Raw genomic sequence first — 14,804 nt, forward strand, 5'->3', positions numbered from 1 at the left:
TTGTTTATGCATTTTATTTTCATTATTAATGATAAAACAGTATGATTTCCTTTAATAAGGAAATTTGTAGCGTGTGGCATTGAATGAGTGAAATTTGAAAAAATTATGAATGTTTGATATATCGTAGGTTTTTTGATAATCGTAACAATCAGGTTAACAATTTTTTCATATATTTTCCTATATTTTTTACGTTAACATATTGACAAAATTTGTCTAGTGATGCATACATGAATTTCTTTAGTTACAGCTTTAAATATAGTTAATTGAGGAAGGTAGTATATGAAGGTACTACATATATTAAGATGTTTTTTATTTGTAGATATATGTATTATCAATAACAAAATTAGATAGTTTATTATATTGATTTATCTTTGTTATTTTATTTTTTATTAAAAATTTTAAAAAGGTTGGCATTTTAATTTATTGTACAAATAACCAGTCATGAATCGACAAATTATTATTTTTGATACCACTTTGCGTGATGGCGAACAAGCATTATCAATCACTTTAAATACAAAAAAAAAATTAAGAATAGCTTTAGCTTTAGAAAAATTAGGAGTAGATGTTATTGAACTTGGTTTTCCCATTTCCTCTCCAGAAGAATTTAGATCTGTGCAGACTATAGCTAAACAAATAAAAAATTGTTGGGTTTGTGCTATTGCACGTTGTATAGATAAAGATATAGATGTTGCTGCAGAAGCATTGCAAGTAGCAAAAAATTTTCGTATTCATGTTTTTTTGGCAACTTCTACTCTACATATTAAATCTAAATTAAAAAAAAATTTTTCTCAAATTATGGAAATGGCCATTCATTCAGTAAAATATGCGAGAAAATATACTGATGATGTGGAGTTTTCTTGTGAAGATGCAGGTCGTACTTCTATTGATAATTTATGTCGTATTGTAGAAGCCACAATTAATGCTGGAGCTCGTACCATTAATATTCCAGATACAGTAGGATATACTACTCCTCATCAATTTAGTGAAATTATTACTTCATTGTATGAACGTGTACCTAGTATTGATAAGGCTATTATTTCAGTACATTGTCATGATGATTTAGGTATGGCAGTTGGCAATTCTATTGCTGCAATACAAGCTGGAGCTCGTCAAGTAGAAGGTACTTTAAATGGTATCGGTGAACGTGCAGGAAATACTGCATTGGAGGAAGTAATAATGGCGATTAAAATTAGGCAAGATTTGCTTGGAGTTTATACTAATATTCGTCATAAAGAAATTTACCATACTAGTAAGGTAGTAAGTCAATTATGTAATGTGCCTATCTCGCCTAATAAGGCAATAGTTGGGTCAAATGCTTTTTCACATTCTTCTGGAATTCATCAAGATGGTATATTAAAAAACCGTCAAAATTATGAAATTATTGTTCCGGAAAGTATTGGTCGCCCAGAAGTTAAATTACATCTTACATCTAGATCTGGAAGGGCTGCATTGAAGCATTATATGCAACTAATGGGTTATTTAGATGATGATTATGATCTGGACATATTATATAAGATGTTTCTTAAGTTGGCTGATAAGAAGGGCCAAGTATTTGATTATGATCTTGAATTGCTAATTTTTGTTAGTACTTACGGAGAAATACCAAAGTATTTTTGTTTAAAAAAATTTAATGTTCAATACAGTTCTATTGGTATTATTACTGCGGCACTTGAGTTAATTTGTGGAAATGCAATTTGCGCTGATGCTGCAGTTGGTGTTACGTCGATACACGCAATTTATAAAGTATTAACTCGAATTACTAATATTAACACTATTTTAAACAAATATGAATTTTTTATCAAATATCATGATAGTAAAATTTTTGTAAAAACAAATATTATCATGGAGTTTGAGGGTCGTCATTTTTATGGTACCTCTTCTGCTGAGGAAGTTATAGAATCTTGTGTAAAAGCTATGATAAATATTTTTAATGATATTTGGCGTGCTTGTCAAATTAAGGTTAAATTATGTAAATTACATAAAATGTAATTAGTTACTATTTTATTTATGTTTTTATTTAATATATTAAAAATGAAATATAATTATGAATAAAGTTTATCGTATAGCAGTTTTGCCTGGAGACGGTATTGGTCCTGAAATAATTGCACAAGCTTATAAAGTAATTAATAAGATATGTAAGAAATTTAAAATACATATTTTCACTAGTGAGCATAAAGTAGGTGGTATTGCTATTGACAATTATGGCACTCCATTGCCAAGTGATACTTTATTGTGTTGTGAAAAAGCTGATGCTATTTTACTGGGTGCTGTGGGTGGTCCTAAATGGGAGAAATTACCATACGCTCAACAACCAGAATGTGGTGCGTTATTAAAGTTACGTAAACATTTTAATTTATTTGTCAATTTACGCCCAGTTCATCTGCGTTCTAGTTTACGTAGATTTTCTCCACTACGCAAAGATATTGTAATGCGTGGTTTTGATATTTTATTTGTTCGGGAATTAGTTGGTGGAATATATTTTGGTATGCCAAAAGGACGTAGGGGTGTGGGTATGGATGAATGTGCATTTGATACAGAAATTTATTATCGTTTCGAAATAGAACGTATTGCTCATATGGCATTTCAGTTAGCTCGCAACCGTTCTCATCACGTTACTTCTGTTGACAAAGCTAATGTATTACATAGTTCTATTTTTTGGCGTGAAGTGGTTATTGAAGTATCGAAGAATTACTCGGATGTAGTTCTTACACATTTATTGATAGATGCTGCTACTATGCATTTAATTAGTCATCCATCCAATTTTGATGTTGTATTATGTTCTAATTTATTTGGAGATATTTTATCTGATGAATGTGCTATGATTAGTGGTTCTATAGGTATGTTACCTTCTGCTAGTCTTAATGAAAAAGGTTTTGGTCTTTATGAGCCAGCTGGGGGATCAGCTCCGGATATTGCAGGTAAAAACATGGCTAATCCAATTGCACAGATTCTTTCTGTTGCGTTATTGTTGCGTCATAGTTTACAATTAGATATTGCCGCAGATGTTATTGAAGACGCGGTATATAAATCATTAAAATTAGGATATGGGACTGTAGATTTGGTAGGTAATATAAAACATGTGGTGAGTACTGATGGGATGGGTGATATAATATCCAGTTTTATTTGTTAAAATTTTGAGTTGTATATATAAAATGCAAAAATCTTTATATCAAAAATTATATGATGCACATGTAGTGCATGAGTTTGAAGATAAAACGTCATTGTTGTATATTGATCGTCATTTAATTCATGAAGTTACTTCGCCTCAAGCTTTTGATGGTTTACGAGCACAAGGTCGTGTTGTTAGACAACCCACCAAAACATTTGCTACTATGGATCATAATGTTTCAACTTTAACTAATGATATTACTGCGTCCGGTGATACAGCAAAAATCCAATTACAGCAATTAATTAAAAATTGTAAGGAATTTGGTATTAGATTATATGATATTACTCATCCATATCAAGGAATAGTGCATGTTATCGGTCCTGAGCAAGGAATTACATTACCTGGCATGACCGTTGTTTGTGGAGACTCTCATACTTCTACACATGGGGCATTTGGAGCATTATCGTTTGGGATAGGTACCTCAGAAATAGAACATGTGTTAGTTACTCAAACTCTTAAACAAACTCGAGCTAAAATAATGAAGATAGAGATTTTGGGTAAGGTGATGCCATGGATAACAGCTAAGGATATTATATTATCGGTTATTGGTAAAACGGGAGTACATGGAGGATCTGGTTATGTAGTAGAATTTTGCGGCGAAGTTGTTAAAAATCTTAGTATGGAAGGACGTATGACTTTGTGTAATATGGCGATTGAAATGGGTGCCAAGGCTGGTTTAATAGCTCCAGATGATGTTACTTATAATTATTTATGTAATCGTACATTTGCACCGAAAGATGATCTTTGGCAACAAGCAATGTTATATTGGAATACATTGAAGACGGATTTTGGTACTTATTTTGATAAAGAATTTACTTTAGATGTATCAAATATAGCTCCTCAGGTTACTTGGGGTACTAATCCAAGCCATGTAATTGCAATAGATCAATTAATTCCATCTTTGGAATCATTTCAAGATTCTGTGGAACGTAATTCTGCTATTCAAGCACTATCTTATATGGATTTAAAACCATATACCTCTTTAATAAATGTATCAATTGATAAAGTTTTTATCGGTTCTTGTACTAATTCACGTATTGAGGATTTACGTGCAGCTGCTTCTGTAGTCTGTGGTCATCGGGTAGCTCGTGGTGTAAATGCAATTGTGGTGCCTGGTTCTCGTCCAGTAAAAAAACAAGCAGAACAAGAAGGTTTAGATCAAATATTTATAGATGCAGGATTTGAATGGCGTTTGCCTGGTTGTTCAATGTGTCTGGCGATGAATAATGATCGTCTTAGTTTTGGAGAACGGTGTGCTTCTACCAGTAATCGTAATTTTGAAGGTAGACAAGGTTATGGGGGTCGTACTCATTTAGTAAGTCCTGTAATGGCGGCAGCGGCAGCAATTGCTGGCTGTTTTATTGATGTACGTGAAATGTGATGTGATATTAATAATGATTAATTTTATTCAACATAAAGGTATTGCAGTGCCTTTAGATATTGCTAATATAGACACTGATGCTATTATTTCGAAACAATTTTTACAAAAAATTACTCGTGATAATTTTGGGCAATATTTATTTAGTAATTGGCGGTTTCTTGATCCATTGTGTAAACAATTAAATTATAATTTTGTTTTAAATAATCCAAATTATCAAAATGCTAGTATTTTGGTAACAAGAGAAAATTTTGGTTGTGGTTCTTCTCGTGAGCACGCAGTGTGGGCTTTAATTGATTATGGTTTTCGAGTAATACTTGCCCCTAGTTTTGCCGATATTTTTTATACTAATAGTATTAATAATCGATTATTACTTATTAGTTTATCTGAGTTGGAGATAGATAAGTTATTTAAAAAAATATATTCTCAGCAAAAAAATACTTTTTTAACTATTGATTTACAGGAACAAAAAATTTATGTTGAAGAGGAAGTGTATTTGTTTAATATAGATGATTTTTATCGCGATTGCATGATATATAATCTTGACCATATCGGGTGGACATTAACTTATAAATCTGATATTAAAGAATATGAACAAAATCAGTTGGCTTTTTTGGAATAATTATTTTTTTTATTTTTTTATATTTGCGTATATTACAAATTTTTATTAGTGTATTAAATTTGTTAGTTAAGATGATTCATGATTAGTGTGGATTGTGAATTTTTATGTGTAAATTGTATTTTAAATTTTATATGATTTTTTTATCATTATGAATAATTTGTGTGAACATATTGCTGTTTTGTCAAAAGAAGTGATAAGAGAATTGAATATTCAAAAATCTGGCTTATATTGTGATGCGACTTTTGGTGGAGGGGGGCATGCTAAAGAAATTTTGTCTAGATTGAATAAATTTGGTCGATTGTTAGTCATTGATTGTGATTTGGAAGCTATAAAAATTGCTCGAAATCTTGCGTTACAAGATAACAGATTATTAGTTATGCATGGTTTTTTTTCTAAAATTGTAACATTTGCATCACAGTTAAATCTTTTAGGTCGTGTTAATGGTATATTACTAGATCTTGGTGTTTCTTCTTTACAAATAGAAAATTCACAACGAGGCTTTTCATTTATGCGTAATGAACCGTTAGATATGCGTATGAATAATACTTGTGGTCAATCTGCTTCTGAGTGGTTGGCAAAGGCTTCTGTGCAAGAAATTACATGGGTGTTAAGGACATTAGGTGAAGAAAAATTTGCTCTAAGAATTGCTAAAAATATAGTACAGCAAAGACAATGGAAATCTATAGATACTACTCAAGAATTAGTATCATTGGTTTTAGATGTTGTGCCGCGTTTTTTTGATAGACACAAACATCCTTTGACTAAGACTTTTCGAGCAATTAGGATGCATGTTAATCGAGAATTGGAAGAAATCATTCAGGTATTAGAGGGTTCGTTAATGGTTTTATCTTCGGGTGGAAAATTATTAGTCATTAGTTTTCATTCCGGGGAAGATAGAATAGTAAAAAATTTTATGCGTAAATATAGTTTGCGTCGTAGTTTGATTGTAAATAATTTTCCATTAATTAAAGTGCAAGATGCTATGTGTTGTTTTAGTCAATATAAACTTTGTAATGTTAGTAGGATATTTCCTTCGCATCAGGAAAAAAAAAATAACCCACGAGCACGTAGTGCAGTGATGCGTATTGCTGAAAAATTGTAATACACAATGTTATATGAACGATATGATTTAGTTAAAATTATTAAGAGTGATTTATTTTTTTATGGAAAATATTCATTAATTTTATTAGTTTTAATAGAAATAGTTTCGTTGTTAATTGTATTAACAACTTATCAAACTAAACAGTTAATAATGGATCAAGAACAGATAATGTTAGAAAAAGAAGCATTAGATATAGAGTATCGACATTTGATTATTGAAGAAAACGTTTTAGGTAATAATAATAGGGTTGAACATATCGCGCTGAACGATTTGCAGATGCAGTATATTAATCCGGCATCAGAAAATATTTGCATTATGCCGTAATATAATAAGTTGTTTTGTTAAAAAAATAAGTTAATTTTTAGTGATGAAAGGGAAGATGTTTAGATATGTAAAAAAAAATATAGTTCGTCGTATGTTTTTTATATATGTTTTTATTTTTTTTTCAATGTGTATTTTGGTATTAAGAACAGCTTATTTACAATTAATTATTCCTAATGAATTAGTACGAGAAGGTGATTTACGTTCCTTGCGTATGCAAAGAATTTCTATGACTCGCGGCATGGTAGTCGATCGTGAAGGACGTCCATTAGCAGTAAGCGTTCCAGTTTATGCAATTTGGGCTGATCCTAAAGAGATTGGCCGACATAATATTGTTATTAACAATGATGAGCGTTGGAAGGCTTTATCCGAAGTATTATCTTTATCTTTAGATCAATTGTTGATTCGTATTCATTCGAATATAAAAGGACGTTTTGTTTATTTAGCTCGTCAAGTGGATCCATCTATTAGTGAATATATACTTAAGCTTCGATTACCTGGCATTTATTTACGTCAAGAATCTAGGCGTTACTATCCTTCTGGATGTGTTTCAGCTCATATAGTTGGTATAACTGATATAGATGGTCGAGGTATTGAGGGTATTGAAAAAAGTTTTGATGCTTATCTTACAGGATATCCTGGTGCAAGAATCATCCGTAAAGATCGTTTTGGTAGGGTTATTGAAAATGTTTTGTCTATAGATAGTCAGGATTCGCGGAATATAGTGCTAAGCATAGATGAACGCTTACAGACCTTGGTTTATCGTGAGTTAAATAATGCAGTGATTAATAATAAAGCGCAATCTGGTTCTGCAATTTTAGTAGATATCAATACCGGTGAAATATTAGCAATGGTTAATATTCCGTCTTATAATCCTAATAGTTTATCTACTGCTGCATTATCTTCAATGCGTAATAGTGCAATTACTGATCTTTTTGAACCTGGATCTACTATAAAACCAATAGTTATAATATCTGCTTTAGAACATGGTGTGATAAATGAAAATAGTATAATAAATACAGAACCTTATGTAATCAATGGGCATATGATTAAAGATGTGGTGCATTATAATAAATTAACCGTAGCAGAGGTATTACAAAAATCAAGTAATGTTGGGGTATCTAGGATAGCCTTGTCAATGCCATCAAATGTATTGATGAATGCTTATTCAAAGTTTGGTATCGGTAAATCTACTAATTTAGGTTTAGTTGGAGAGAGTAATGGTATATATCCAAGTGATCAACGATGGTCCAGTGTCGAGCGAGCTATTTTTTCTTATGGGTATGGATTTATGGTTACGCCATTACAATTAGTTAGAGTATATGCAACTATTGGTAGTATGGGTGTTTTTCGTCCACTTTCTATTTTAAAAGTGGACGAACCTGTTATTGGTGAGCGATTATTTCCCTCGTCTATAGTGCGCAGTGTTATATATATGATGGAAAATATAGCATTGCCTGGTGGTACTGGTGCTAAAGCTGCCGTTAAAGGATATCGTATTGCTATTAAAACAGGTACTGCTAAAAAAGTTGGTTATAATGGTAAGTATATTAATAAGTATATTGCATATACCGCTGGTGTTGCTCCAGCCAGTCATCCACGATTTGCTTTAGTAGTAATTGTTAATGAACCGCATAATAATAAATATTATGGAGGGTTAGTATCAGCGCCAGTGTTTAGTGCTATTATGAGTAGTGTTTTACGTATGATGAATGTTGAACCGGATGGTCTTAGTATATATTAAACATAATATAAATTTTATAAAAGGGTGGAAAAATGAATAACTGTAGTTTGCAGTATTTATTAGCTCCTTGGATTATGGATATACCAAATTCTTTTTTTAAAGATATGGTAACAGATAGTCGTGATGTATCTTGTAACGATTTGTTTGTGGCTTTAGAAGGCCATCGGACAAATGGATATTTTTATATTTCTGATGCACTTGCTCAGGGAGCAAGTGCTATAATTGCACAATGTAACAATCGGTTTTTTGATAAAGGTATTTTTAATTATAGAGGTATTCCTATTGTTTATATAAATCAATTACAACAATATTTATCTGCAATAGCGGGGCGTTTTTTTAATCATCCATCTAAATTTTTTCGTTTAGTTGGAGTTACAGGTACTAATGGTAAAACTACTATTACTCACTTATTATCTAATTGGGTTTTTTTATTAAATGAAATAAGTGCTGTTATGGGGACAATAGGTAATGGGATAATTGGGAATATTTGTCCTTCTAAAAATACAACTTGTTCAGCAATTGAGATTCAAAAGATGTTAGCACAATTTAGAAAGCAAGGGGTCACTTTTGTTGCAATTGAAGTTTCTTCACATGGATTAGCAGAGGATCGTGTTAAAGATTTATGTTTTGACGCTGCAGTGTTTACTAATTTAACTCAAGATCATTTAGATTATCATGGTAATATGTTCAATTATGAATTAGTAAAATGGCAATTGTTTAGTGTGTTAAAAGCTAAAGAATTTGTTATTAATTGCGATGATACAGTAGGTAGAAAATGGTTATTAAAGTTACCTCATGCTGTAGCGGTATCAATATTAGGTAATTTTCCTTGTGATCATTGGTCGGGTAGGTGGTTACGTGTTATTAAAGCGCATTATTATTCGGATCATACTAAAATTATTTTTGATTCCAGTTGGGGGCATGGGCTGATTAATACTCAATTGGTAGGAACATTTAATGTTAGTAATTTGTTGTTAGCAATGGCTACGTTATTAGTATTAAAGTATCCTTTATCTTTATTATTAAGTACGGTAGTAAAATTACAAAATGTTTGTGGTCGCATGGAAGTTTTTCGTGTTATTAATTATCCAATAATAATAGTGGATTATGCTCATAATCCTGGTGCTTTAAAACAATCTTTGTTAACTTCAAGATTATATTCTCGTGGCAAATTGTGTTGTGTTTTTGGTTGTGGTGGTGATAGAGATAAGGCAAAACGTTCGTTGATGGGAGTTATTGCGGAACGTTATGCTGATAATATTATAATTACTAATGATAATCCTCGTAATGAAAATCCGCAGGATATCATAGATGATATTAAGAAAACAATATTGGACAAAACAAATGTTAAAGTAATAACTTCTCGTAGTGAAGCAATAGATGTTGCTATTCGTCAATGTTCGCCGGATGATTTGGTGTTAATATCTGGCAAGGGTCATGAAGATTATCAATTGGTTGGAAATAAACGACTAAATTATTCTGATTTAATTACTGTAAAAAAGATTTTAGGTATGGTGTAAATGATTCCATTTTCTTTATCAAGCGTTGCCTCTTTTTTGCATGCTAAATTAATAAATACAGATCAAATGATTAATACAATAAGTATTGATTCGCGTATTATTGGTGATAAATGTTTATTTGTAGCATTAAAAGGTTCTCGTTTTGATTCACATGATTTTGTAATTCAAGCAATTAATAAAGGTGCTAAAGCATTGTTAGTTAATTATTATTTGCCATTAAATATTTCTCAATTAGTAGTTTCTAACACTCGTGATGCTTTAGGTCAATTAGGATTTTGGGTACGGCATCAAGTAACAACACGGGTTATAGCTATTACCGGTTCAATTGGTAAAACTTCTGTTAAGGAAATGACATATGCTATTTTATGCAATAATGGTAAAACAATTGCGACATATGGTAATTTTAATAATGATATTGGAGTATCCTTAACATTATTACGTTTAAGTAATCAAGATGATTTTGCAGTAATTGAGTTAGGTACTAGTTCTTTTGGGGAAATTGCTAAAACAGTTAAGTTAGTTCGACCTGAAATTGCGTTAATTAATAATATATCTTATGCACATTTATCTGCATTTCGTTCTTTGTTAGGGGTAGCACAAGCTAAAGGAGAGATTTTAAGTGGCTTGCCTACCGGTTATGGTAGATGTATTATCAATGCTGATAGTCATAATTGGTTGTTATGGCGTGATTTATTACATTATAAATTAGTATGGCGTTTTTCATTAAGAGCTATGTATAAGGTTGATTTTTTTGCTACTAATATTGTTTGTAATAATAATGGAGTACGTTTTACTTTTCATACTCCTCAAGGTAAATGTAATATATCATTGCCGTTATTGGGTTATCATAATGTTGCGAATGCTTTAGCTGCTGGTGCATTAGCAATGTCGGTAGGTATATCTTTATTAGATATAAGCATTGCTTTTAAGTCAGTAAAATTGTTGCCAGGTAGGTTATATCCAATTGTTTTATCGCCTTACAAGGTATTATTAGATGATAGTTATAATTCCAATATTGGCTCTATGATGGCTGCTATTCAAGTATTAAAGGTAATGCCTGGATATCGTGTAATGGTGGTCAGTGATATGATGGAATTAGGTACTAACAGAGAGGGGATGATGTACCATAGTTATATTGGTAAAATTATAGCTATGAGTAATATAGATGTAGTTTTAAGTATTGGTTATCTCAGTTTTTTTCTTAGTAAGGCAAGTGGTTGTGGTAAACATTTTTATGATCGAAAATTACTTGTTATTTATCTTATGCGTTTATTAATGAATTATGAAGTTATTACTGTATTAGTTAAAGGGTCTCGAGTTTTTGCAATGGACAATATCGTCAAGGAGTTACAGGAGACATGGCTGTGTTATTATTAATCATTGAAAATTTGTTAAATTTTCATGATGAACAGCATAGTTTAATATTTCGTATTATTGCTAGTTTTTTTATATCTTTGGTTATTTCTTTTTTATTAGTACCGAGATTAATAGTTTGGTTTCGTAAAATAGAGATTACTCAAATAATACGCGAAAATGGACCGGCATCTCATTTTATTAAACGCGGTACACCAACTATGGGTGGCATTATAATCGTTATTTCGATTACATTGTCTATATTATTATGTTGTTGTTTAAAAAATGTTTATGTTTGGTATGTTTTATTTGTATTGTTTAGTTACGGTCTTATGGGTTTTATTGATGATTACCGTAAGTTTTTAAAAAAGGATACTTTAGGTCTTAGTGTATTTTGGAAATATTTCGGGCAATCGTTAATCGCATTAGTGGTAATAATTACAATGTTTGTGTTAAATCATAATGTAATAGATACTCGGTTGATAATACCTTTTTTTAAAGAATTGATGCCTAAATTAGGGATTGAATATATATTATTAGCTTATTTTGTTATTGTTGGTGCTAGTAATGCAGTGAATTTAGCAGATGGTTTGGATGGATTAGTTATAATTCCAATTGTATTTATTTCTATTGGTATGGCACTAGCAGCTTTTTTCTCTGGTGATATTAATTGTGCTAGTTATTTACATGTTCTTTATGTGCAATATGCTACAGAATTAGTAGTTATTTGTGCGGCAATAATTGGTGCATGTCTTGGATTTTTATGGTTTAATGCTTACCCTGCGCAGATATTTATGGGAGATACAGGTTCTTTAGCTCTTGGTGGAGTGCTTGGTTTGGTATCTGTTATATTACGACAGGAGTTATTGTTGTTAATTATGGCTGGTGTATTTGTTATGGAAACAATATCTGTAATTTTACAAGTTGTTTATTTTAAATTATGGAATAAACGCATTTTTTTGATGGCTCCTATTCATCATCATTTTGAATTAAAGGGTTTACCAGAATCTCGTATTGTTATACGTTTTTGGATTATTTCTTTTTTGTTATTTTTATTGGGTTTAATAAGTTTAAAAGTACGGTGATTTTTCTGTTTGTAAATAAATATGAATTATCAAGATAAAGAAATCGTTGTAATTGGGTTAGGAATTACTGGATTATCCTGTGTGATGTTTTTTCTTAGACAAGGTGTTATTCCTCGTGTCATGGATACCAGAAAAAATCCACCAACTTTAGCTAAGTTACCAAGTCACATAAAGTATTGTTTAGAAGAATTAAATGAAAAATGGGTGCTAGCTGCTACTTTAATTGTAGTAAGCCCGGGTGTTTCATTATATCATCCTGTATTGGTTACAGCAGCACATTTAGGAATAGAAATTATTGGAGATATTGAACTATTTGTACGTGAAGTCACTAAACCAATAGTTGCGATTACTGGTACTAACGGTAAAAGTACTGTTACTAGATTAGTAGGTGAAATGGCTTTTGCTGCTGGTTTACGGGTGGGTATTGGTGGTAATATTGGAAGGCCAGCGCTTACATTATTAAATGATGATTATCAATTGTATATATTAGAGTTATCAAGTTTTCAATTAGAGACTACTTTTAGTTTAAAGGCTGCTGTAGCAATAATTTTAAATATTAGTAATGAACATGTCAATCGTTATCCTTTTGGGTTACAGCAATATCGTGATGTTAAATTAAAAATTTATGAACAAGCATCATCATGTGTTGTTAATGCTTTGGATGTATTGACTTTTCCTAGAAATGATTGTGAAGAGCGTTGTATTTATTTTGGTAATGAGCCAAGTGGACATTATATAAAATTTTGGAAGGGACAAGCTTTTTTGATGTTACATAACGAGATATTATTTAATTGTAAAGATCTTAGGATTATTGGTTATCATAATTATACTAATGTATTAGCAGCATTAGTATTAGCAGATGTTTTATCTATATCACGCACAGTGTGTTTATCTGTATTACAAGGATTTATTGGTTTAGCTCATCGTTTTGAATTAATACATAATAAAAATGGGGTACAATGGATAAATGATTCAAAATCTACAAATATAGCTAGCACTCAGGTTGCCCTTAGGAGTTTAGTATTAGATGGTATAATACATTTGTTATTAGGTGGTGATGCTAAATCAGCAGATTTCAGTTCCTTGAAGTCCTGGGTTCAAAGAGATAATATTAGTTTATATTGTTTTGGTAAAGATGGTAAATATTTATCTATGTTACGTTCAAATAATGTCATCCTCACTGATACTATGGAACAAGCAGTAAGAATAGTTGGTAGTAACGTGCGGACAGGAGATGTGGTGTTGCTGTCTCCTGCCTGTTCTAGTTTAGACCAATTTAAAAATTTTGAATTGCGCGGTAAAATATTTACAAATTTGGCAAAGGAGGTTGGTTGATGTATTTTTTAAAAAAAAAATCAAAATTATTAAAGATTGGGTGATGTTACAACAGCCAACTATCATATTATACGATCGTGTTATTTTATGGTTAACTATAGGACTAATTTCTATAGGTTTAGTTATGGTTGCATCTACTTCAATGTTAATTGGATCAAGATTATTTGGTGATTCTTTTTATTTTGTTAAACGTAATATATTGTATATCGGGTTTTCGTTTGTAATATCTTTATTTATATTAAAAATTCCTATATCAGTTTGGTATCGTTATAATTTTATTTTATTAATTGTTTCTTTCTTTATGTTGTTGTTGGTATTGTTAGTAGGACATTCAGTGAATGGTTCGTTAAGATGGTTATCTTTCGGATCATTATGTATTCAACCAGCTGAATTGGCTAAGTTGTCATTATTTTGTTATTTATCTAGTTATTTAGCACGTAAAATTGATGGCAATTTTTATCAATCTTGGATTTTTTACAAGCCGATAGTTATCATGTTAATAATGTTTTTTTTAGTATTGTTGCAACCTGATCTCGGTACTGCAACTATTATGTTTGTTACGACTTTGTCTGTTTTGTTTATTGCTGGTATTGCATTGAAGTATTTTTTTTTATTTTTTTTTATAACTATATTAATAATAATTAGTTTAATTATTATTGAACCTTATCGTATACAACGTATACTTGCCTTTTGGAATCCATGGAGTGATCCATTTGGGAGTGGTTATCAGCTAACTCAATCATTAATAGCTTTTGGAAGAGGTGAATTATGGGGTCAAGGGTTAGGTAATTCGATACAAAAAATGGAGTATCTTCCAGAAGTTCATACTGATTTTATATTTGCAATTCTTGGAGAAGAGTTAGGATATTGTGGTGTATTTTTAATTTTATTAATGATATTTGCAATTATTTTTCGAGCTTTATCTATTTCTAATCAGGCATTCAGAATAGGTCGGTATTTTTCTGGATTTTTGTCTTGTTCTATTGGAGTTTGGTTAAATATTCAAACGGTGATAAATATAGGAGTTACAATTGGTATATTACCTACTAAGGGATTGACATTACCATTTATCAGTTATGGTGGTTCTAGTTTTATAGTTATGTTTATTGTTATTATGTTGTTATTGAGAATAGATTTTGAATTGCGTATATCTAGGATATAGTTATCTGTTAAGG

Annotated in this window: 12 protein-coding genes; all 12 read left to right on the plus strand. The window is 31.0% G+C overall.

What is annotated here, in order from left to right:
- Positions 1–441: 441 nt before the first annotated feature.
- The 12 genes from leuA to ftsW all read left to right on the plus strand — a co-directional run bounded on the left by leuA (position 442) and on the right by ftsW (position 14,791).
- Positions 442–1,989: a 2-isopropylmalate synthase gene (leuA, locus tag BOBLI757_RS00640; RefSeq protein WP_046304621.1), complete on the plus strand. Its 1,548-nt coding sequence runs from the start codon at positions 442–444 to the stop codon at positions 1,987–1,989.
- 55 nt (positions 1,990–2,044) lie between these two features.
- Positions 2,045–3,130: a 3-isopropylmalate dehydrogenase gene (leuB, locus tag BOBLI757_RS00645; protein WP_046304623.1), complete on the plus strand. Its 1,086-nt coding sequence runs from the start codon at positions 2,045–2,047 to the stop codon at positions 3,128–3,130.
- Between the two features lie 22 nt (positions 3,131–3,152).
- Positions 3,153–4,550, plus strand: coding sequence for a 3-isopropylmalate dehydratase large subunit (gene leuC, locus BOBLI757_RS00650; RefSeq protein ID WP_046304624.1), 1,398 nt, complete (start codon positions 3,153–3,155; stop codon positions 4,548–4,550).
- Positions 4,551–4,563: 13 nt separating this feature from the next.
- Positions 4,564–5,169 (plus strand): 3-isopropylmalate dehydratase small subunit, encoded by a 606-nt coding sequence (gene leuD, locus BOBLI757_RS00655; protein WP_046305385.1) that lies wholly within the window; start codon positions 4,564–4,566, stop codon positions 5,167–5,169.
- Between the two features lie 148 nt (positions 5,170–5,317).
- Entirely contained in the window at positions 5,318–6,271 is a 954-nt protein-coding gene (gene rsmH / locus BOBLI757_RS00660; RefSeq protein WP_046304626.1) for a 16S rRNA (cytosine(1402)-N(4))-methyltransferase RsmH, read from the plus strand.
- A gap of 6 nt (positions 6,272–6,277) precedes the next feature.
- Positions 6,278–6,595: a cell division protein FtsL gene (gene ftsL, locus BOBLI757_RS00665; protein WP_046304627.1), complete on the plus strand. Its 318-nt coding sequence runs from the start codon at positions 6,278–6,280 to the stop codon at positions 6,593–6,595.
- Positions 6,596–6,686: 91 nt separating this feature from the next.
- The gene (ftsI, locus tag BOBLI757_RS00670; protein WP_275040032.1) at positions 6,687–8,336 is read left to right on the plus strand and encodes a peptidoglycan glycosyltransferase FtsI; all 1,650 of its coding nucleotides are present in this window, start codon (positions 6,687–6,689) and stop codon (positions 8,334–8,336) included.
- Between the two features lie 32 nt (positions 8,337–8,368).
- Entirely contained in the window at positions 8,369–9,856 is a 1,488-nt protein-coding gene (gene murE / locus BOBLI757_RS00675) for a UDP-N-acetylmuramoyl-L-alanyl-D-glutamate--2,6-diaminopimelate ligase (protein ID WP_046304629.1), read from the plus strand.
- On the plus strand, positions 9,857–11,233 hold the full coding sequence (murF, locus tag BOBLI757_RS00680; RefSeq protein ID WP_046304631.1) for a UDP-N-acetylmuramoyl-tripeptide--D-alanyl-D-alanine ligase: 1,377 nt from the start codon (positions 9,857–9,859) through the stop codon (positions 11,231–11,233).
- Positions 11,221–12,294, plus strand: coding sequence for a phospho-N-acetylmuramoyl-pentapeptide-transferase (mraY, locus tag BOBLI757_RS00685; protein ID WP_046305389.1), 1,074 nt, complete (start codon positions 11,221–11,223; stop codon positions 12,292–12,294). The genes murF and mraY overlap by 13 nt, the downstream gene beginning before the upstream one ends.
- Positions 12,295–12,315: 21 nt before the next feature.
- On the plus strand, positions 12,316–13,629 hold the full coding sequence (gene murD, locus BOBLI757_RS00690) for a UDP-N-acetylmuramoyl-L-alanine--D-glutamate ligase (RefSeq protein WP_046304633.1): 1,314 nt from the start codon (positions 12,316–12,318) through the stop codon (positions 13,627–13,629).
- Positions 13,622–14,791 (plus strand): cell division protein FtsW, encoded by a 1,170-nt coding sequence (gene ftsW, locus BOBLI757_RS00695; RefSeq protein WP_275040028.1) that lies wholly within the window; start codon positions 13,622–13,624, stop codon positions 14,789–14,791. The genes murD and ftsW overlap by 8 nt, the downstream gene beginning before the upstream one ends.
- The last annotated feature ends 13 nt before the right edge of the window (positions 14,792–14,804 follow it).

This window comes from Blochmannia endosymbiont of Camponotus (Colobopsis) obliquus, assembly GCF_000973545.1.
Taxonomy (GTDB): domain Bacteria; phylum Pseudomonadota; class Gammaproteobacteria; order Enterobacterales; family Enterobacteriaceae; genus Blochmanniella.